Origin of the sequence: Nonomuraea sp. NPDC005692 (genome assembly GCF_040631115.1) — a bacterium.
In the GTDB taxonomy this organism is placed as follows: Bacteria; Actinomycetota; Actinomycetes; order Streptosporangiales; family Streptosporangiaceae; genus Nonomuraea.
Window position 1 is genome coordinate 832,469 of the sequence record NZ_JBEXYU010000001.1, and the last position, 19,286, is coordinate 851,754.

General features: G+C 70.7%; 25 protein-coding genes. 12 read left to right on the forward strand and 13 right to left on the reverse strand.

From position 1 onward, the window contains the following. Positions 1–50: 50 nt before the first annotated feature. Entirely contained in the window at positions 51–608 is a 558-nt protein-coding gene (locus ABZ459_RS03940; RefSeq protein WP_357965485.1) for a DUF6624 domain-containing protein, read from the forward strand. Positions 609–623: 15 nt separating this feature from the next. Here ABZ459_RS03940 and ABZ459_RS03945 read toward each other — a convergent pair whose 3' ends face one another. Together ABZ459_RS03945 and ABZ459_RS03950 are read right to left on the reverse strand one after the other, a co-directional pair. Beyond that, positions 624–1,775, reverse strand: a complete 1,152-nt coding sequence (locus ABZ459_RS03945) for a serine hydrolase domain-containing protein (protein WP_357965487.1) — start codon at positions 1,773–1,775, stop codon at positions 624–626. Between the two features lie 246 nt (positions 1,776–2,021). Next, positions 2,022–2,432: a hypothetical protein gene (locus ABZ459_RS03950; protein ID WP_357965489.1), complete on the reverse strand. Its 411-nt coding sequence runs from the start codon at positions 2,430–2,432 to the stop codon at positions 2,022–2,024. A gap of 469 nt (positions 2,433–2,901) precedes the next feature. Between ABZ459_RS03950 and ABZ459_RS03955 the strand changes: the two genes are divergently transcribed. From ABZ459_RS03955 to ABZ459_RS03985, 7 genes are all read left to right on the forward strand, one after another. After that, positions 2,902–3,816 (forward strand): DMT family transporter, encoded by a 915-nt coding sequence (locus tag ABZ459_RS03955; protein WP_357965491.1) that lies wholly within the window; start codon positions 2,902–2,904, stop codon positions 3,814–3,816. A 139-nt stretch (positions 3,817–3,955) separates the two neighbouring features. Then, complete coding sequence (locus tag ABZ459_RS03960; RefSeq protein WP_357965493.1) at positions 3,956–5,413, forward strand: AMP-binding protein; 1,458 nt, start codon at positions 3,956–3,958, stop codon at positions 5,411–5,413. A gap of 75 nt (positions 5,414–5,488) precedes the next feature. Further along, positions 5,489–5,758: an acyl carrier protein gene (locus ABZ459_RS03965; protein ID WP_357965495.1), complete on the forward strand. Its 270-nt coding sequence runs from the start codon at positions 5,489–5,491 to the stop codon at positions 5,756–5,758. Continuing rightward, positions 5,755–6,129: an ectoine synthase gene (locus ABZ459_RS03970; RefSeq protein WP_357965497.1), complete on the forward strand. Its 375-nt coding sequence runs from the start codon at positions 5,755–5,757 to the stop codon at positions 6,127–6,129. Before ABZ459_RS03965 ends, ABZ459_RS03970 begins: the two co-directional genes overlap by 4 nt. Before the next feature lie 15 nt (positions 6,130–6,144). Further along, entirely contained in the window at positions 6,145–7,311 is a 1,167-nt protein-coding gene (locus ABZ459_RS03975; protein WP_357965499.1) for an acyl-CoA dehydrogenase family protein, read from the forward strand. Continuing rightward, a complete protein-coding gene (locus ABZ459_RS03980; RefSeq protein ID WP_357965501.1) occupies positions 7,308–7,964 on the forward strand; it encodes a transglutaminase-like domain-containing protein in 657 nt (218 codons plus the stop codon). Before ABZ459_RS03975 ends, ABZ459_RS03980 begins: the two co-directional genes overlap by 4 nt. 34 nt (positions 7,965–7,998) lie before the next feature. Then, positions 7,999–9,363 carry a TrpB-like pyridoxal phosphate-dependent enzyme gene (locus ABZ459_RS03985; RefSeq protein WP_357965503.1) on the forward strand — a complete coding sequence of 455 codons (1,365 nt, stop codon included), beginning with the start codon at positions 7,999–8,001 and terminating at the stop codon, positions 9,361–9,363. A 100-nt stretch (positions 9,364–9,463) separates the two neighbouring features. Here ABZ459_RS03985 and ABZ459_RS03990 read toward each other — a convergent pair whose 3' ends face one another. Next, on the reverse strand, positions 9,464–9,835 hold the full coding sequence (locus tag ABZ459_RS03990) for a DUF5997 family protein (protein WP_357965505.1): 372 nt from the start codon (positions 9,833–9,835) through the stop codon (positions 9,464–9,466). 54 nt (positions 9,836–9,889) lie between these two features. Here ABZ459_RS03990 and ABZ459_RS03995 point away from each other — a divergent pair, with 54 nt between their 5' ends. Beyond that, positions 9,890–10,624: a LysR family substrate-binding domain-containing protein gene (locus ABZ459_RS03995; protein WP_357965507.1), complete on the forward strand. Its 735-nt coding sequence runs from the start codon at positions 9,890–9,892 to the stop codon at positions 10,622–10,624. Between the two features lie 113 nt (positions 10,625–10,737). Then, positions 10,738–11,043, forward strand: coding sequence for a hypothetical protein (locus ABZ459_RS04000; protein ID WP_357965510.1), 306 nt, complete (start codon positions 10,738–10,740; stop codon positions 11,041–11,043). 33 nt (positions 11,044–11,076) lie between these two features. On the opposite strand, the gene ABZ459_RS04005 is transcribed toward ABZ459_RS04000, so the two are convergent. From ABZ459_RS04005 to ABZ459_RS04015, 3 genes are all read right to left on the reverse strand, one after another. Beyond that, complete coding sequence (locus ABZ459_RS04005; RefSeq protein WP_357965512.1) at positions 11,077–11,220, reverse strand: hypothetical protein; 144 nt, start codon at positions 11,218–11,220, stop codon at positions 11,077–11,079. A 43-nt stretch (positions 11,221–11,263) separates the two neighbouring features. After that, positions 11,264–11,410 carry a hypothetical protein gene (locus ABZ459_RS04010; RefSeq protein WP_357965514.1) on the reverse strand — a complete coding sequence of 49 codons (147 nt, stop codon included), beginning with the start codon at positions 11,408–11,410 and terminating at the stop codon, positions 11,264–11,266. A gap of 110 nt (positions 11,411–11,520) precedes the next feature. Beyond that, positions 11,521–12,315 carry a GNAT family N-acetyltransferase gene (locus tag ABZ459_RS04015; protein WP_357965515.1) on the reverse strand — a complete coding sequence of 265 codons (795 nt, stop codon included), beginning with the start codon at positions 12,313–12,315 and terminating at the stop codon, positions 11,521–11,523. Between the two features lie 155 nt (positions 12,316–12,470). Between ABZ459_RS04015 and ABZ459_RS04020 the strand changes: the two genes are divergently transcribed. Next, positions 12,471–13,844 carry a hypothetical protein gene (locus ABZ459_RS04020; RefSeq protein ID WP_357965518.1) on the forward strand — a complete coding sequence of 458 codons (1,374 nt, stop codon included), beginning with the start codon at positions 12,471–12,473 and terminating at the stop codon, positions 13,842–13,844. Positions 13,845–13,871: 27 nt separating this feature from the next. Next, entirely contained in the window at positions 13,872–14,717 is an 846-nt protein-coding gene (locus ABZ459_RS04025; protein WP_357965520.1) for an FkbM family methyltransferase, read from the forward strand. On the opposite strand, the gene ABZ459_RS04030 is transcribed toward ABZ459_RS04025, so the two are convergent. The 7 genes from ABZ459_RS04030 to ABZ459_RS04060 all read right to left on the reverse strand — a co-directional run bounded on the left by ABZ459_RS04030 (position 14,694) and on the right by ABZ459_RS04060 (position 19,186). Then, positions 14,694–14,963 (reverse strand): hypothetical protein, encoded by a 270-nt coding sequence (locus ABZ459_RS04030; protein WP_357965521.1) that lies wholly within the window; start codon positions 14,961–14,963, stop codon positions 14,694–14,696. The genes ABZ459_RS04025 and ABZ459_RS04030 overlap by 24 nt on opposite strands. Then, on the reverse strand, positions 14,960–15,232 hold the full coding sequence (locus ABZ459_RS04035; RefSeq protein WP_357965524.1) for a hypothetical protein: 273 nt from the start codon (positions 15,230–15,232) through the stop codon (positions 14,960–14,962). Before ABZ459_RS04035 ends, ABZ459_RS04030 begins: the two co-directional genes overlap by 4 nt. Before the next feature lie 145 nt (positions 15,233–15,377). Beyond that, positions 15,378–16,010 carry a helix-turn-helix domain-containing protein gene (locus ABZ459_RS04040; RefSeq protein ID WP_357965526.1) on the reverse strand — a complete coding sequence of 211 codons (633 nt, stop codon included), beginning with the start codon at positions 16,008–16,010 and terminating at the stop codon, positions 15,378–15,380. Between the two features lie 51 nt (positions 16,011–16,061). Beyond that, entirely contained in the window at positions 16,062–17,006 is a 945-nt protein-coding gene (locus tag ABZ459_RS04045) for an LLM class flavin-dependent oxidoreductase (RefSeq protein WP_357965529.1), read from the reverse strand. A 105-nt stretch (positions 17,007–17,111) separates the two neighbouring features. After that, positions 17,112–17,798 carry an alpha/beta fold hydrolase gene (locus tag ABZ459_RS04050; protein WP_357965532.1) on the reverse strand — a complete coding sequence of 229 codons (687 nt, stop codon included), beginning with the start codon at positions 17,796–17,798 and terminating at the stop codon, positions 17,112–17,114. Then, entirely contained in the window at positions 17,795–18,271 is a 477-nt protein-coding gene (locus tag ABZ459_RS04055; RefSeq protein WP_357965535.1) for an ester cyclase, read from the reverse strand. Before ABZ459_RS04055 ends, ABZ459_RS04050 begins: the two co-directional genes overlap by 4 nt. A gap of 9 nt (positions 18,272–18,280) precedes the next feature. Beyond that, the gene (locus ABZ459_RS04060) at positions 18,281–19,186 is read right to left on the reverse strand and encodes an NADP-dependent oxidoreductase (RefSeq protein ID WP_357965538.1); all 906 of its coding nucleotides are present in this window, start codon (positions 19,184–19,186) and stop codon (positions 18,281–18,283) included. Positions 19,187–19,286: the final 100 nt, after the last annotated feature.

Here is a 19,286-nt window from a genome sequence, read left to right on the forward strand (position 1 = left end):
CAAGCGGTCATCCCTCGCGTCCCCGGACGGGCGGAGGGATGATCGAGGGCATGCGGGTCTTGTCCCTGTGGCTGTTCGCGGCGTTCCTCATGGTCACGGCGTGCGGTGACGACGCCCCCAGGAACCCCGCGCTGCGGGCCGAACTGTTGAAGATGCTCAAGGCGGACCAGGAGTTACGCACCCCGGAGGCCGGTCAGGAGGACTGGGACCGGATCGAGAAGGCCAACACCGAACGCATGCGGCAGATCCTCGACGCGTACGGCTGGCCGGGGTTCGCGCTGGTCGGCAAGGACGGCGCGCAGGCGGCGTGGGCGCTCGTCCAGCACGCCGACCGCGATCTGGCGTTCCAGCGCCGGGGCCTGGAGATGATGCGGCGGGCGGTGGACGACGGCGACGCCGACCCGTCCGAGCTGGCCTACCTGGTGGACCGGGTGCGGGTGGCGGAGAAGAAGCCCCAGGTGTACGGGACGCAGTGGGAGACCACCCCCGAGGGCGAATGGCGGCCCCGCACCCCGATCGAGGACGAGGCGCGGGTCGACGAACGGCGCGCGGAGGTGGGTCTCAAGCCGCTGAAGGACTACCTGAAGGAGCTCCGGTCACTGAACTGAGAGCTCGCGAAGTCCTCAGAAGTAGCGGGACGTCAGGTCCGTCGTGGGCCAGGAGGAGACGGTGACCTTGTTCATGTCGTCGTCGAGCGTGTCGAAGTCGAGCGACCCGGTCTCCTCCCTGCGGTTGAACACGACCGCGTAGCTGAAGCCGTTCTGCAGCCGGGCCAGGTAGGAGTACGTGCCGGGCATCGAGCCGTCGTGCCAGGTGTTGAGGTGGCCGGTGACCTGGCGCACCCACCAGCCGCCGCCGTACCAGGACCCGTACTGGTTGACGCCGATCTCCGGCTTGGCGACCAGCTTGGCGATCGAGGTCGAGCTCAGCACCGTGCCGGGCTTGTCGAAGGCGAGGGTCCAGCGGACCAGGTCGACGGCGGAGGCGAGCCAGCCGCCGTTGGCGTCCTGGTTGGGCATGTTGAAGCCGCCGTACTGGTAGGGGACGACGGTGCCGGAGGTGTCCACCACCGACTTGTTCGTGTACTGCGACTCGTAGGCGATCTCGCCGGGCGCGACCTCGCTGCGCAGGCTGCGGCCGAGCCGCATGCGGGTGATGCCGAGCGGCTGGAGCAGCTTGCTCTTGACGTACGACTCGTACGACATGCCGGAGACCTTCTCGATCACGCGGCCCAGCAGCAGGTAGCCGTAGTTGCTGTAGACCATCTTGCTGCCGGGGTCGAAGTCGAGCCGCCGGGCGGTGGCGTACTTGACGATGTCGGCGTGGCTGATCGGCAGCGGCACGTCGAGCGCGGCGGAGATGGTGTGGTCCAGCCAGAGCTGGTCCTTGGAGACGCCGCGGTCCCAGCCGCCGAGGTGCTGCATGAGGCGCAGGACGGTGACCTGGCCCATGCGCTCGTCGAGGGGGGTGAGCCCGAGGAGCTGGGTGACCTTGGCCGACAGGCTGAGCTTGCCGTCCTGCACCAGCCGCATGATCGCGGCGGAGGTGATGTTCTTGCTCAGGCTGGCGATCCGGAACAACGACGTGGGCGAGACCGCGGGCAGCGCCCTGGAGAAGTCGTTGTAGCGGTAGCCCCGGGCAAGGACGATCTTGCCGCTCTTCATGATGGCGAGCTGCGCGGCGGTGATCCGCCGGTCCAGCACGAACTTCTTCAACAGGTTGTCGAAACCGGCGAGCGAGGCGGGCGCGATGCCCGACATCTCGACCCCGGGCATGGGCCGCGCCGCCCGGGCCGCCTGGGCCGCCGTTCCGGGCGCGAGGACCGCGGCCGGAACCGCGATCGCGCCAGCTTTGAGAAGGTTTCGCCGGGACAGCAGCGTCACGTCAGGGCCCCCAAGTCACATCCGTACCATTAGGACCCGTATCTTACGGATTTTTCGGTCGTCCTTGACAAGGGTTTGCCAGATCGCGCCCGGCCGCAGCCCGGCGACCTCGCCGCCGGGCCGGAGCGCCGGGCGGGGCTAGACCCGGGTCATCGTCGACCGGTAGCCGCCGCCGGGCCACTCCCAGGCGCCGGCGTTGGTGTCGCCGTTCTCGTTGAACTTGCCGACGAAGCGGGCGGGCGAGCCCTGGTCGCCGTACCAGATGGTCAGTGTGTCGCCGCTGACCTCCCAGGTGTACTTGAGGATCTCGGCGGACTGGCCGAAGAGGTGCGACTTGAGGGTCTTGCTCTCCTCGTCGTAGCCGATGTACTCCACGGCCTTGGTGTCGACCAGGTCGACGTGCTGGACCAGGAAGTTGCCGCCCTCCAGCCATTCGAAGCGCACGGTGCCGGCGTCGGTCGCCTTGCCGTCCTCGACGTTGCTGACCCGCCAGGTGCCGATGAGGACGTCGAGCTGCCGGAGCGCGGGATTGGGGGATTTATCGGTCATGGTGGTTTCCCTCCGTTTCAGGGTGACAGTGCACGGCTTGGCGCGGCGGGACCAACGGCCCGATGCCGTCCGGCGAGGGCCGGTGATTTCGCGACTGACCTGCGAGGACACCGATCGGCGGCACTCCGGTCGCGCGTCAAGCATCCCTTGGCGTCGAGCCGATTGTCCACTGAAAGAGCACGTTGAAAGAAGCCGCGACACGGGCGCCGTGCGATTCTCGGGAAGAAATGCTTTCGTGCGGGAATTGTCGCGCGGCAGCGAATAGGCTGGAGGATTTTCATGGATTCGCCGTCGGTCTTCCGCAGGCCGCCGGCCCGCATCCCCGGCGCCGCTCCCGCCCCGCCCTCTCCTCCCGCCGCACCACCGGCCGCTCCCCCGCCCTTCGCCTGAGCAGACCGTCCATGAGCAGACCGACCGTGAGCAGACCGACCGTGAGCAGACCGACCATCTCGACCGCAAGGAGACGCATGTGAGCCGCCGTGGCTGGGTGCTGTTCGCCCTGATGTCCGTGATCTGGGGCATCCCCTACCTCCTCATCAAGGTCGCGGTCGGCGGCGTGCCGGTGCCCGTGCTGGTCTTCGCGCGCACCGCGATCGGCGCCGCGCTGCTGCTGCCGCTGGCGATCCGCGGCGGGCAGCTGGCGATGGTCCGGCGGTACTGGCGGCCGGTCATCGCGTTCGCCTTCCTGGAGATCCTGGCGCCCTGGTGGCTGCTGTCGGACGCCGAACGGCGGCTGACCAGCTCGACCAGCGGCCTGCTGATCGCCGCTGCCCCCATCCTCGGCGTGGCGCTGGCCCGCCTCAGCGGCGGCAGCGAACGGCTCGGCAGGGCCCGCTGGACCGGGCTGGTGATCGGCCTGGCCGGCGTCGCCGTGCTGGCCGGGCCGCACCTGGGCGGCGGGGACGCCTGGGCGATGGGCGAGGTGCTGCTGACCGCGCTCTGCTACTCGATCGCCCCGCTCGTCGCCGACCGGCACCTGCGGGACCTGCCCACCATCCCGCTGACCGCCGCCTGCCTGACCCTGGCCGCGCTGGTCTACACGCCCGCCGCGATCTGGACCTGGCCGTCCGCCATGCCGAGCTGGCAGGTGCTGGCGGCGCTGGGCGGCCTCGGCGTGGTCTGCACCGGGCTGGCGTTCGTGGTGTTCGTGGAGCTCATCAAGGAGGCCGGGCCGTCGCGGGCGCTGGTGTCGACGTACATGAACCCGGCGGTGGCGATCGTCGCCGGGGTGCTGATCCTGGACGAGCCGCTGACCGCCCTGATCGTCGTCTCGTTCGCGCTCATCCTGGGCGGCTGCGTGCTGGCCACCCGCGCGGAGAAGGAGCCGCCCGCCCCGGCGGCCGGCCCGCCGGAGCGGGCCGAAGAACTGGAAGTACGGTCCTGACCCGTTCTCGTGGTCGAGGCGTTGCAGGAAGCTGCCGGACGCGGGCAATTAGCTGAAGCAGACATTTCCGATTCCGCGGTCGCACATCGAAGAAAATCATTGGTATCCGGCAACCAAGAAATCGATGGGTGACCTTCCGATGACCACAGAACTGCTCCGCGATTTCATCGCGCACGCCGAGAGAGAACCGTCCGCACCGGCGCTGCGCACCAGGACGGAAAAAGTCAGCTACGCCGAACTGGCCGCCATGGCCGGACGGGCACAGAAAGAACTGGACGCCTTTCCGCCGGGCCCGGTCGCGGTGCTCGCCCGTAAATCCCCGCAGGCGGTCGCGCTCGTGCTCGGCTGCCTGGCGGCCGGGCGTCCGCTGCTGCTGCCGCCGATCGACCTCGGCGCGGTCGCGCTCGGCGAGCTGTGCGCACGGGCGGGCTGCGTCGAGGTGCTGGCCGCCACCCCCGAGGACGCCGCCGAACACCCCGACGTGGTCACCGCCGTGATCAGCGGGCACGGCGGCGGGCCTGCGCTCCCCGACCCGGTGGCGGTCGCCGGCCAGGACACCGCGTTCATGCTGACCACCTCCGGCTCGACCGGCACCCCGAAGATCGTCCCGCTGTCGGCGGGCGCGGTGGCGCGGTTCACCGACTGGGCCGGCGACGCGTTCGGCCTCGGCCCCGGCGAGGTGGTGTTCAACTACGCGCCGCTCAACTTCGACCTGTGCCTGCTGGACGTGTGGGCCACGCTGCGGCACGGCGGATGCGTCGCCCTGGTCGACCCCGCGCTGGCCGCCAACCCGCGCTACGTCTGCGACTTCTTCGCCGCCTGCGGGGTCACCGTCGTCCAAGGCGTGCCCATGCTGTACCAGCTGCTGGAGGAGGGCGTCTTCCCCGGCGTGCGGCACGTCATCGTCACCGGCGACCACGCGCCGGTCCCGCTGCGCGCCGGGCTGCCGCGCAGGTTCCCGCGCGCCCGGCTGCACAACGTCTACGGCTGCACCGAGACCAACGACAGCTTCTGGCACGAGTTCGACGCCGCCGAGGCGGCCGGGCCCGCCCCCCTGCCGATCGGCCGCCCGCTGCCCGGCGTCGTCGTGGCCTTCGGCCCTGATCTGGCCCCCGTCCCGCCGGACGACGGCGGCACCGAGCTCCTGGTCTGGACGCCCTTCCAGACCGAGGGGTACGTGACGCCGGACCCGGCCGCGGCGACCGGCAGGTTCGTGACCGGGCCGGACGGCCGCCGCTTCTTCCGCACCGGCGACCTGGTCCGCCGGGACGCCGCCGGCCGGCTGTTCCTCGTCGGCCGGGACGACTTCCAGCTCAAGGTGCGCGGCATCCGGGTGAACCTGGAGCAGATCGAGCGGGTGCTGCTGGAGCACGACGATGTCCTGGAGGCCGCCGTCGTCCCGGCCGTGGACGGCGCCGAGACCCGGCTCACCGCGTTCGTCCGCGGGACCGGGCCGGGGCGGCTGTCGGGGCTGCGGCTGCGTACGCACTGCGCGATGCGGCTGCCGCGGGCCGCGATCCCGTCCGCCATCAGGCTGGTCGAGCAGCCGTTCCCGCGTACCTCGACCGGAAAGGTGGACCGAAAGCGCATCGGCTGACACGCAAAGCCCTATTGCGGGCACGCGCATTCTCGGAGATGCGACCGCGTGCGCGCGCGTGTGATGCTGCCTTTCGTGGACATCACACTCCAGATTAAAGAATTCGTGGTGACCGAGTATCTCCCCGATACTCCCCCCGACGAACTCGAGGCCGACTACGACCTTTTCCGCAACGGGGTCATCAGCAGTCTGGGCCTGTTGAAGCTCATCGGCTGGATCAAGGACCGGTTCGACGTCCCGGTCGACGAGCTCGACATCGCCCCGGAGAACTTCCGGACCGTGGCGGCCATTCGTGAATTCGTCGGAAAAGCATTATCAGCACCAGCAGAACGGACACTGCAATGATCATCCGCAAGATTTCTGACGTGACGCCGGTCGAGTGGGGGAACGGCCTGAGCCACCGCTTCCTCGTCGAGCGCGACGGCATGGGCTACTCGCTCACCGACACGATCGTCTGGGCCGGCACCAGCTCCCCCCTGCAGTACCGCAAGCACCTGGAGGCGTGCTACTGCATCAGCGGGCGGGGCGCCGTGATCGACGCCGACGGCCGCCAGCACGTCCTGGAGCCGGGCACCATGTACGCCCTCGACCAGAACGACCCGCACCACCTGATCGCCGACCCCGGCGAGGACCTGCGGCTGATCTGCGTCTTCTCCCCCGCGCTGCAGGGCGACGAGCGCCACCAGCTCGCTGAGGCTCAGTTCTCCCACTACTGACGGATCTGGTCACCCATGGACGAGTGGAGCGACACACACCGCGAGCTCAGGGCCGAGTTCGCGGACTGGTACGAGGTGCTGGGCGAAGGCCACCTGGACGCCGACCGGGACGCCGACCGGACCGCCGGCCTGCCGGCGCACCAGTGGGAGCAGGTGCGCGCCTCCGGGCTGCTGCGCCTGCCGTTCTCCCCCGAATGGGGCGGCCGCGGCCTGGACCTGCTCAGCACCATGTACGTCCTGGAGGGGCTCGGCGAGGGCTGCCGGGACGGCGGGCTGTGCTTCTCGCTCTGCACGCAGATCGTGAGCGCCGGGATCCCGCTGCAACGCTTCGGCAGCCCCGAGCTGAAGGCCCGCCACCTGCCCGGCATCTGCGCCGGCACGACGATCACCGCGCACGCGATCACCGACCCCGGGGGCGGGTCCGACGTGCTGGGCATGGGCATGACCGCCAAACCGGACGGCGACGACTGGATCCTCGACGGGGACAAGGTGTTCGTGACCAACGGTCCGGTCGCCGACCTGATCGTGGTCTACGCGGTGACCGACCGCGACCTGGGCCCGTTCGGCCTGACCGCCTTCCTGGTCGAACGGGACACCCCGGGCCTGCTGACCGGCCCGGACGTGCCCAAGATGGGGTTGCGCACGTCCCCGCTCGGCGAGCTGACCCTGCGCGACTGCCGGGTCCCGGCCGGCAACGTGGTGGGCCGGCCCGGCATGGGCTTCACCGTGCTGGAGCACGTGATGCGGTGGGAGATCCTGTGCTCCTTCATCGTCCAGGCCGGCGCGATGCGGCACCGGCTGGACCGCTGCGTCGAGCACGCCTCCCGGCGCCGCCAGTTCGGCCGGCCGATCGGCTCGTTCCAGATGGTCGCCGGCCAGATCGTGGACATGAAGATCGGCGTGGAGACCGCCCGGCGCTGGTTGTACGACGCCGCGCGCGGCTTCGCCGCCGGCCGGGACGTCGCCACCGACATCGCGATCGCCAAGGTGGTCACCAGCGAGGCGAACGTCAGGTCGGCGCTGGCCGCGATCCAGATCTTCGGCGGCAGCGGCTACCTGACCGGGACCGGGCTGGAGAAGGACCTCCGGGACGCGGTCGGCGGCACCATCTACTCCGGCACCTCGGAGATGCAACGGATCCGCATCGCCCGGATGCTCGGCCTCAAGGAGTCACACACATGACCGCTGACCTGGCCGCCACGAAGTTCCTGGACGCCGGCCACCCCGTGGTGCGCGAGTTCGCCGAACGGGCCGTCGAGGGCGCCACCACCCCCACCGAGCAGGCCGTCCGCCTCTACTACCAGGTGCGGGACACCATCCTGTACGACGTCTACGACATCGACATGTCCCGCGACGGCCTGCGGGCCAGCACGATCATCGCCCGGGGCAGCGGCTTCTGCCTGCACAAGTCGGTGGTGTACGCCGCCGCCGCCCGTGCCCTCGGCATCCCGTCCCGGCTGGTGTTCGCCGACGTGCGCAACCACCTGGCCTCCGGACGGCTCAAGGAGCTCGTCGGCGGCGACGTGTTCCGCTTCCACGGCCTGGTCTCCGTCCAGCTCGAAGGACGCTGGGTGAAGGCCACCCCCGTGTTCAACAAGATGTTGTGCCGGCTGTACCGCCTGAAGCCCCTGGAGTTCGACGGCACCGCCGACAGCGTCTACCACCCGCACGACGAGTCAGGCCGGCGGCACATGGAGTTCCTGCACTGGCACGGCGAGTTCGACGACTTCCCCTACGAGCTGGTCCTGGAGGGCTTCAGGACGTCCCACCCCGGGCTGCTGGGCGGCCGGGACCAGACCGTGAAGGGCTCGCTGACCGCGGAAGCGGGCGTCTGACATCCATCGACGAAGTCCTTATGAGAGGTATCCGTTGAACGAGCGCGTCAAGTACACCCTGAACGAGGACGACATCCCGTACACGTGGCTGAACATCGCCGCGGACTTCGGCGAGCCGGCCCCCATCCTCGACCCGGCCACCGGCGCGGCGATCACCCGGGCCGAGCTGTGCAGGACGATCGCCGAGCCCCTGGTGGACCAGGAGCTCAGCACCGAGCCGGAGTTCGAGATCCCCGGCCCGGTGCGCGACATCTACCGCCAGTGGCGGCCCACCCCGCTCTACCGGGCGCGCCGCCTCGAACGCGCCCTCGACACCCCCGCCCGCATCTACTACAAGTACGAGGGCGTCTCGCCGGTCGGCAGCCTCAAGCCCAACTCGGCGGTGCCGCAGGCGTACTACAACAAGCAGATCGGCAAGACGGGGCTGGTCACCGAGACCGGCGCGGGCCAGTGGGGCAGCTCGATCGCCTCGGCCGCGGCCATGTTCGGGCTGAGCGCGCAGGTGTTCATGGTGGGCGTCAGCTACCGGCAGAAGCCGTACCGCCGGGCCCTCATGGAGGCGTACGGCGCGGTCTGCAACTCCAGCCCCAGCCCGCTGACCGCGGCCGGACGGGCCGTGCTGGCCGAGGACCCCGACCACCCCGGCAGCCTCGGCATCGCCAAGTCCGAGGCCCTGGAGGTCGCCTACGCCAACCCCGACCTGGGCTACACCCGCGGCAGCTCGCTCAACCACGTGTGCGCCCACCAGACCGTCATCGGCCAGGAGGCGATGCTCCAGATGGAGCTCGCCGAGGACTACCCGGACATCGTGGTCGGCCCCTGCGGCGGCGGCAGCACCCTGGCCGGGATGTGCTTCCCGTTCCTGCGCGACAAGCTGCGCCGCGGGCGCGAGATCCGGCTCGTCGCCGCCGAACCGGTCGCCTGCCCCACCCTGACCCGGGGCCGCATCGCCTACGACCACTCCGACGCGGCCCGGCTCACCCCGCTGTCGCGGATGCACACGCTGGGCCACAAGTTCGTGCCGCCGCCCGTGCACGCCGGCGGGCTGCGCGCCCACGACATCTCGCCGCTGATCAGCCGGGCCGTGGAGAACGGGCTGATGGAGGCGGTCGCGGTGCGGCAGACCGCCTGCTTCGAGGCAGGCGTGCTGTTCGCCCGCGAGGAGGGCATCGTGCCGGCCCCCGAGTCGGCGCACGCGGTGCGGGCCGCCATCGACGAGGCGCTGCGCTGCCGCGAGCAGGGCCAGTCGAAGGCGATCCTCATCGCGCTGTCCGGGCACGGCCACTTCGACATGGCCGCGTACGACAAGTTCCAGGCCGGGCTGCTGCCCGACGACGAGCCGACGGACGAGGACCTCGCACACGGCCTGTCCAGCATCCCCGACCTGGCACGCGCCTGACCGGGTGGTGACGCGCGGCCTGCCCACCGGCGGGCCGCGCCGTCATGCCGGGGACGCGGCGCCTGGCTCCGGCCGCGCCGTCGTGTCGGGGACGCGGCGGCTAGCGCTGCTTGAGCCGGAGGGCTTCCTTGCGGTTGTCGGCCTGGACGGTGCGCTCCCGCTCCAGCCAGTCGGGGTTCTCCGCCTTCAGCGCGTCGATCTCGGCGGTCGTGAGCGGCTCGGTGATCCCGGCCCTGAGCAGCCCCGAGATGGAGACCCCGAGCTTGGCGGCCACGACCTGCTTGGGGTGCGGCCCGTTACGACGCAGGTCGGCGAGCCACGCGGGCGGCTTGGCCTGCAACTCGTTCAGCTCGTCCCTGGAGACGACGCCCGCCTGGAACTCCGCGGGCGTGGCCGAGAGAAGGACACCCAGCTTCTTGGCCGCCGTCTCGGGCTTCATCGTCTGGATGCTCTTCGGTTTGGACGAGGTCATGCCCCCAAGCCTAGCCAGTCGGGACAGCGTCCCCGACATCGATACCCTGAGGACGTGACTGACGAGAGCGGCGAAGACTTCCGGCTGGCGTACGCGCCCGGCGTGACCCCCGCCAAGTGGGCCGGCGTCTGGGCCGAGAGGCTGCCCGACGTGCCGCTCACGCTGGTCACGGCCCCCACCCCCGAGGCGCTGGCGCTCCTGCGGGGCGGCGGGGCCGACGCCGCGTTCGTCCGGCTCCCGATCGACCGCGAGGGCCTGAGCGCGATCCCCCTCTACGTCGAGACCACGGTGGTCATGGTGCCGAAGGACCACGCCGTGGCCGCCGCCGACGAGGTGACCCTCGCCGACCTGGCCGAGGAGGAGATCTTCCACCCCCTCGACGACACCATCGAGTGGGCCTCGCGGCCCGGGCAACCGGCCTTCACCCGTCCCGCCACCACGGCCGAGGCGGTCGAGATGGTGGCCGCCGGCACCGGCCTGCTCCTGGTCCCCCAGTCGCTGGCCCGCCTCCACCACCGCAAAGACCTCACCTACCGCCCGGTGACGGACGCGCCCCAGTCCCAGGTCGCCCTGGCCTGGCCCACGGACGCGACCACCGACCTGGTGGAGGACTTCATCGGCATCGTGCGCGGCCGCACGGTCAACAGCTCCCGGGGCCGCACTCCCGCCGCCTCCGCCGCTCCCCAGGAGAAGCAGGCACGACGCCAGCCCCCCAAACCCGCCCAGAACCGTGCGGGTCGCCGCGCCGCGCCGACGAGCCGCAAGAAGAAGGGACACCGTCCCCGCTGACGGCGGCGTCCCGGCGGCCGGGCAGGGGCTTGACGGCGGGGACAGGGCGGCTACTTTCTCTTAAGAAGCTTTCCTAACAGTGCACTGCCTGACGACCCACTGGAGGTCAGCACATGCGCGCGAGAAAGCACTTGACCCTCCCCCTCGCGACCGTCCTCACCACTGTCGCCCTCTTCGGCGCCGCCTCCCCTGCCCACGCCACCCCGACCGGCTGCACCACCGGCCGGGACGGCAAGACCGCCTGGGCGTACTGCAGCGGCGGTTCCGGCAACTACGCCGTGGTCATCCGCGTCACCCATCCGGACCCCACGGTGGGCTCGTGGCCGGAGGTCGGCCCCTGCGTCTCCCCCGGCCAGCGGTCGGAGTACACGCCGTACCACAACATCCCGTTCACCGTCACCGGCATCACCTACTGCTGAACCGGGAACGGCCGGGCAGCCGGTCTCCGTCGCCTACGTGACGATGAGACCGGCGTCCGCCAGCACGGACATGAACAGGCCGCCGCACAACAACGCGATGGGCCACACCCGCTGGGTGAGGGCGACCAGGATCCCGGCGAGGAGTGCCAGCAGAGCGACGATGGTGAGGGCGTCCATGTGAGTGTTCCTGCCCGTAGGGGGTGGTCTCAGCCGCTGGGGGTCAGAGCTGGCCCAGCTTCGGGATGAGCTCGCTGAGCACCCAGAGCGCCAGACCGAGTGCGAGCAGGTTGACGCGCGCGCCGCCGATGTTGAAGGCGGACAGGACGAAGCAGGCCAGGGCGAGGATGAGCAGAATGAGAGTGATCATGCCGGCTTCCACTTCTGTAGCTGGGGTGGTTGCACAGCGCTACCCGTGATCATCCGATGTAGGCATGACCGCCCGTACGTCCGCCTGACCGGGCCGGACCGAGAGGCTCGTCAGGCCGGGGCGAGTTGGAGGAAGTGGATCGCCGTGTTGGCTCGGCAGCCGATGCGTTCGTAGACCGGCTGCCCGGCCGGCGTGGCGTGGAGGACCAGCCGCCGGTGCCCGCTCCGCCTGCCGCCTTCGTGGATCGCCTTGCGGGTGACGGCCTCGCCGTACCCCTTGCGCATCTCCGCCGGCAGGGTGGCGACCAGCGCCAGGAAGATCGAACGTGGGCCGGCGACGGTGGCGGCGCAGGTCACCGGCCGTCCGTCGCGGTATCCGAGGTAGGCGTGCACGTCTCCGCGCCACAGTTCGGAGCCGGCCAGGGCGAGCCTGCCCGCCTCGGGCGTCATGCCGTAGGCGCGTGCGTTGATGTCGCCGTACGCGGCGAGCTGCTCCTCGTTCTGCACCCGCCGGAACTCCAGGTCCGGATGATCCGGCTCAGGCACGGACAGGTCCCCCGCCATGCCCCGGCCCGAGAACGCCGGCTCCAGCCCGGCCTCGGCCGCGCGCCGGAACAGGCTCTCCCGCGCCTGAGGGCTCAACAGATCCTCGAAGATCCACAGATATCCGCTCTCGGACCTGGCCCTCATGAAGGACGCCGCCCGTGCCAGCCGGTCGCCGAGCGCGTCCGCCGGGATGTCCGTACCGGCCAGGGTCACGGTGTTCCAGAAGCCGAAGGGGCTGTCGGCCCACATGTGCACGACGCCGTCGTCCGTACCGATCCGGCCGCCTCTGTCCCGTACCAGCTCGCTCCAGACGGCGACGAGATGGTCCCTGGACTCCACGGCCTCTTCGAGCGATGACACAACCGGCCCCTTTCCCAAGGAGACGCCACCAGAGGCTCAAGCGGATGGTACGACGCGGGCCCGCCGGCCGTAGCCACTCTCCATGACAACCTTCCCTGCGGTACCCGGCTGTGCTTCCCTTAGGGGTGGCGACCGAAGGGTGGTATCTCGAAGAGATGAAGCGCGATGACTCCCGCTCCATCAACGCCTTGCGCGCCACGTCCCAATTCGCCGCCCTCGAACCGATCTGGGCCGGCATCAGTTCCACCATGCAGCTGCGGGCCCTGCTGGTGTTCGGGGCGCTCTTCAACGAGCGGGTCTACGTGCATGACACGCAGCTCGTGGACAACCCCAGGATCGTGGGCGACTTCAGCAGGTCGGACCTGCGGGAGAACAACTTCTACCGGCTGCTCAGAGATCTCGTCGCGACGGGTGTCGTCGCGGTCGGGCTCCGCGCCCACAACTACCTCTACCAGGAGGACCGGCTCGATCCCTGTGACTCTTTGGCCGCGGTGCTGAACAGCTGGAAGCGGAACAGCCCCGACGGGAAGGGCTGGGTCGTCTCGCCGGTCTCGGCCGCCCGCGACCGCATGATCAAGGAACTTGACGGCGTTCTCGCCGGAGACGGTTCCGTCGTCGTCCGCTATGACTATGTCACCGCCAAGGACGACTTCATGCGGCAGGTCCGCGAGGCCGCCAACGCGCCCGGATCGGTGCTGAGCGGCCTGCTGTCGGCGCAGCCGATCGAACTGAGAAGACGGTACGACGACATCCTGTCGAGGCCGCGGTTCTCCCACACCCCCATCTTCGCGCTGCTCCACGACTCCGGACTGCCGGTGAGCAGCGAGCTGATCCAGATCCACGGCCTCTTCGACGAGACCGCACACGCACGCGCGTTCAACGCGAGGATCATGGGCTCGGACTGGACCTCCGGGGACGGCACCGGCCTCGCCGAGGCCGTCCTCACCGATGCTGGCCGTGCGCACAGCCGGCCGGATCCCCAGCTCGACATGCGGGAGCTCGTCGAGACGGCCTATCGGATGGTGGAGGGGCCGCCGCCCGACCTGCTGGCCATGCTCCGTTTCGAGGAGATCGTCGAACTGCGCGAACAGGCCAGGGAGCTGTTCGAGATCCAGTCCTACCTCGAAGTCTCCGACGCCCGTGACGCGGACGACGCGCTGGCCACGGCCCTGGCCGACTGCGCCGCCGACTACTGGCAGCGCATATGCGACCACATCCGGGCGACCCGCCCCCATCTGGCGGTCAGATCCACGAAGCTCGGCATCTTCCTGCGCAGGAAGATGCCCGGACTGGCGAAGGTCGCCGAACGGTTCGCGATGACCGGTCTGTCGACGCTCACCGAAGTGGCGGTCAACGCGGTCCCGGTGGTCGGGGGCCTGCTGGGCGAGGAGGCGAAACGCAGCATGTTGCGGCGTGCCAACCTGGAGTTCGTCTTCTTCGCGGACTCCTCGCGCATGCGGGAACTCAGGAGCTTCTATCCACACCGAAGCTGGATCTCCTCCGACGCGAGATCGATCACACGTGGGTGAGCGCGGAACACCTCCCCGGGAGTCCTGATGCCGACGACACCTTCCCTCTCGCAGTGCGACGGACTCACCTGGGCCCTCCGGCCCGCCAGCGGTGACCGCGTCGGTCCCGGGCCGCACGAGCAGGACATCTGGCGCCTCCTGCGGTCCTTCGCCGAGCCGGGCTCGGCGTTCCTCGACGTCGGCGCCCACGTCGGCCACTACGCCCTACGGATGGCCAGGGCGTTCACGAAGGTGATCGCCGTCGAGCCGAACCCGGTCGCGCTGCGCGCGTTGCACCTCAATCTGCAGCTCAACGACCTGGGCAATGTCGACGTCCATCCGGTGGCCGCCCACGACTCCGGCGCACGACTGCGACTCTGGGATCCCTACGACGTCACCGCCGGCCCCTGCACGCGTACGCTCGCCGCCGGCGAGCCGGCGACCATCCCCGCCGGCTGCGCCACGTCCGCCCTCCACCACGGCGAGGAGGGGTACGGCGCGTTCCTCGGTGAGGCCGACGCCCTGCCGATCGATCTCATGACCTCCCGGTCCCGGGAGAGGATCCGGCTGGTCAAGGTGGACATCGAGGGTCATGAGGGGAAGGCGCTGGCAGGCGCGGCCGAGACGATCGCCCACCACCAGCCGGCCCTCCTGATCGAGATGCACGACTCCATGTACGGCGAACGCATCAGGGAGGAGGTGATCGAGCAGCTCGCGCGGCACGACTACGCCTGGTACGACTTCTCGCTGTACCAGCGGTCGAAGATGACGCGGTCGGACATGTGCCCTTACATCTACGCCGAGCCGGTCAGCACGCGGCGGATGCGGGACGTCCGCGACTTCGCCGTACGGGCGAACGAGGGCGCGGCGTCACGCTGGGTGACGACTCCGTGAGACGGTCAGGATCACCAGGCTCATCTCCTCGTGCCGCACCCAGCACAGGGCCTCGAAGTCGCCTATCTCCGCCTTCAGCAGCCCCGCTTCCTTGTCGATCGTGCGCAGCAGGCCCGAGTCGAGGTCGGTGGAGAGATACTCCAGGCAGTTGACGACGAACGTGGCGGCCATCGGCTCCGCAGCGTGCACGGCCCGGATCTGCCGCACCGCCGATGACGAGAGCTGGATCTCGTAGTAGCCCTTCATGAGGCCAGCTCACGGCGCAGGTCGCTGAGCCGCATCGTCTCCATGCCGCTCTCGAGCTCCGCGATCAGCCTCAGCCCCGACAGCCGGTCGGCGGCATCCTGAGCCTCGTTGAGCAGGTCGACGCCGGCGGCGGCCACCTCGTAGGGCACCACCGCGGCCACGAGGCGGCCGTCCTGCTCCAGGAGCACGACCTCGCCCGCGGTCGCCTGGTCGATGGCTTCCTGGACGGCGGCAGCGGTGGCGGGGATCCGCAACGTGCGATTTCGCATGGCAGGTGGCTCTCCGTTCGCGGGCTGCGCGGCCCCTTCGGCTGAAGAGTCCTTACCCCCGGGACCTCCACCACAATACGTCGCCGCCGTTACGGAGGCGTGGCAGCCGCTGCACATCGACCTGGCGATCGGAGAGTGTGGCCGGCTAGCTCGTGTGCAGGCAGCCCGGGGCGGAGAGACGGGCGACGCCGGCGAGCACCCGGTCGAGTTCGGCCAGCGCGTCCGCCAGCGCTGCCCGCTGGTCCGGGGCGCGGGCGATGTCCTGGGCGATCTCGCAGATCCCGCCGTACAGCAGCGAGGTGGCGGGGTCGAGCGGCCGGTCCGGGATGCAGCCGGCCTCGATGGCGATGGCCAGCCCGCGCCGCATCTGCTCCTTGCACCCGGCCTGGATGTCCCGCATGGCGGTCCAGCCGAGCGCGCCCGGCGCCTCGACCAGCGTGATCTGCCGTACGGCGGGTTCGAGGGACGCCTCCAGCAGCCGCCGGCAACCCGCCGACACCCCGCGCCACGGGTCCCGCTCGGCCTGGAACGCCTCCCGGACGATCACCGAGAGCGCCTTCTGCTCGGCGGCGTAGACCTCGCGGAAGATGTGCTCCTTGTTGCTGAAGTGGTGGTAGAACGCGCCACGCGTCACGCCGGCCCTGGCACAGATGTCGTCCACCGCGGTGGCGGCGAATCCGTCGCCGACGAAAAGCTCACGCGCCGCCGCGACCAGGGCGCCCGTGGTCGCCTTGGTGCGCTCGTGCTGGCTCCGCCGCACCCCCGTGCTCTCTGCCACCCGTGTGTCTCCTCTTGCTCCGAACCCGAGATGAGAAGACCATATGCGGCGTCACGGGTGCCCGTTCAGGTGGAGCAGGGGCAGTACCCGGGCCGCGACCGTCTCCAGGGCCGCGTGATGGTCGTCGGCGGCCAGCCGGATGACGACGTGTCGGGCTCCCGCCCGGATGTAGGAGTTCAGCCATTCGGCGGCGTCCGAGGGCCGGCCGGCGAACATGGCCTGGATCTTCTCCACCGCCTCCAGCCTGGCGTTGTAGTAACGCTCGATGCTCCGCCGCAGGGTCTCGCGCGCCTGCGCGGGGTCGTCGTCCAGGGACAGCGTCGCGTACAGGGCGTGGGTGACCGGACGGGACCCCTCCTGCTCGATGGTCGCCCGCTCGCGGGCGTAGTCCGCGACGGCGGGCGGATAGGGCAGCCAGCCGTCGGCCAGGCGGGCCACCCGCCGCAGCGCCGGCTCGCCGCTTCCGGCCAGCCAGATCGGCGGGCCGGACGGACGGGACGGCGTCGGGACCAGGGAGACGTCGCGGAAGTCGAAGTGCCGGCCGGTGAACGAGGCGCCCTGGCCGCCCCACAGCCGCCGCATCGCCTCGATCGACTCCTCGAGCCGGCTGACCCGAGTCCTGAACGGCACGCCGATCGTGTCGAACTGCGCCTCCGTGCTCGCGTTGGGAAAACCGCCGCCCATGCCCACGATCAGGCGTCCGCCGGCGATCCGGTCCAGCGAGGCGAGCTGGTGCGCCAGCAGGATCGGATGCCGGAGCGCGGGCAGCAGCACCGCGGTGCCGAGCGTGAGCCGCGGGGCAGTGACGGCCACGGCGGACAGCAGGAGCAGCGGATCGACCCGCGGCCGGGTCAGCGGGCTGTCACCGGCCCATACGGAGTCGAACCCGAGCGCGTCGGCGTGCCGGGCCTGGGCGATCATCAGCGCCGGGTCGTCGTCGCCGCGTACGGCCTGGTCGCGGGTCGGCAGCAGGTAGCCGACCTTCACTTCGGCCATGTGGCCGCCTCTCTACGTGGGTGGACCGCCGCAGCGGCGGGACCTCGGTTCACCGGAGCGGGCTCGGCCGCCCGGTCCGGCGGCGGACCGGGCGGCCGGGCCGGCTCAGGACGGGTGCTGCATCAGGACGTCCGCCAGCGCCCGCGGCGCGGTGACCATGGCGTCGTGGCCGACGTCCAGGACGGTGGTCTCCCAGCCGTGCTCGCCGGCCAGCCGCGCGAACGGCATGGGGCCCCCGGGCGTGCAGAGCACCGCTCGGCACGCGATCGTGTCGACGGCTCCGGACAATCTGGTCGGATCGGAGAACGTGCGCCGGGGATGGGCGGTCAGCAGGGGCTCCAGCCAGGCCACCTGATCCGGTTCCGTCACGCCGACGGCGGCCGCCGCCGAAGGCGGGATCATGCCGTCCACGGTGGCCGACCCGATCCAGTCGAGGAAGAACGCGGGAGCCAGGTCGTCCAGTGACTCCCCGTCGCGGGCCGCCCAGGCGTCGACCATGACGATCCGCGAGACGCGTTCCGGCGCGCGGTCGGCGGCCTCGCGCACCACCAGACCGGCGTAACTGTGGCCGACGAGCACGACGTCGCGCAGATCCTCGTACCGCAGCAGGCCCAGCAGGTCGTCCACGTGCGTCCGCAGGCCGACCTCGGGGCCGGCCAGGTGGGCCCGCTCGCCGAGGCCGGTCAGCGTCGGGGTGTGGACCTCGTGACCGGCCTCGCGCAACCGCGCGGACACCTGCCGCCAGCACCAGCCGCCGTGCCAGGCCCCATGGACCAGGACGTACGTCGTCATCGCGACACCGCCCGCGCCCGCTCGCGCCAGGCGGCGAACCGCGCCGCGACGGCGGCGGTGGACAGCCCGAGCTGCTCGCACATCTGGTGGAGGTCGAAGAAGAACCGCTCGTGCGCGATCAGCCCGTCCCGCACTCTCCAGTGGCAGGCGAACGGCAGCGCGAAGGCCCTGCCCGTGGCCGGGATGCCCACCAGGCTCTGCGTCATGGTGCCCCGGACCGTCCCGGCGCCGACGACCAGGTCGTCCGCCGCCGCGAGGTACTCCAGCTCCACGCCGTAGTCGGGGAAGGTGCGCAGGAACGCGGCGGTCTGCCGGGCGACCTCGTCGATGCCGGTTGCGACGGCCCGGAACGCGATCGTCTCGAAGACGGTGTCCGTACTGCAGTACCGCAGAGCCTCCTGGACATCGGCGCGGCTCTTGGCCCGCGCGTAGGCCCGCACCACGTCAGCGGGTGGGATGTGCTGTTCCGACACTGCTCCTCCTCAGTTCGGCTCGCCGACGGCGAGCACGACCTTGCCTCTGGTACGCCCCGCCCCGACCAGATCGTGCGCCTCGCCGGCCCGCGCCAGCGGGAACACCGCGTCGACGTGCACCTTCAACCGGCCCTCGGCCACGAGCCCGGCCAGCGCGTCGAGCCCGGCGCCGTCGGGATCGACGAGGTAGGCCGCGGCGCGCACGCCCAGCTCGGTGGCGCGCTCGTGCAGGCCCGGCGTCCAGGCCGCCTGCCCGCTGACCGGGATGCCGCCCGGCCGCAGGCACTCCAGCGCCCTGAGCCCGGCCTCGCCACCGAACATCTGGACGACGACGTCCATGTCCCGCGCCACGTCGGACACCACGGTCGTGGAGTGGTCGATCACTTCGTCGGCCCCCAGTTCGCGGACGAAGGCGTGCTTGGCGGCGCTCGCGGTGCCCGTCACGTGGGCGCCGCGGGCCGTGGCGATCTGGACCGCCAGGTGTCCCACGCCCCCGGCCGCCCCCGCCACGAGGACCCGCTGCCCCGGCGCCACGGCGGCGACCTCGGTCAGCATCTGCCACGCCGTCAGCCCGGCGAGCGGCAGCGCCGCCGCCTCGGTGAAGCCCATGCCCTCCGGCATACGGGCGAGGTGACGGGCGGGGGCGGTGACGTACTCGGCGTAACACCCTCCGGCCCGCGGGAACCACGGCATGCCGAACACCCGGTCGCCGGGCTGGAAACGGGTCGTGCCGTAACCGGTCCTCACCACGGTGCCCGCGACGTCCCAGCCGTTGATGAACGGCAGGTCCAGCACCCGGTTGTACGCCTGCCCCCGACTGGTGAAGACGTCCACCGGATTGACCCCGGCCGCCATGACCTCGACCAGTGCCATGGTCTCGGCCTCTCCCCACGCCGACTGCAGCATCGCCCGCATGACCGCCCCCTCCTGGAGTGTTTGACGACGCCACGGATGTTACATACATACATCATGTATGTAAATGCGAGCGAGAGGTGTGCCAGGGTGGCGAACCGAC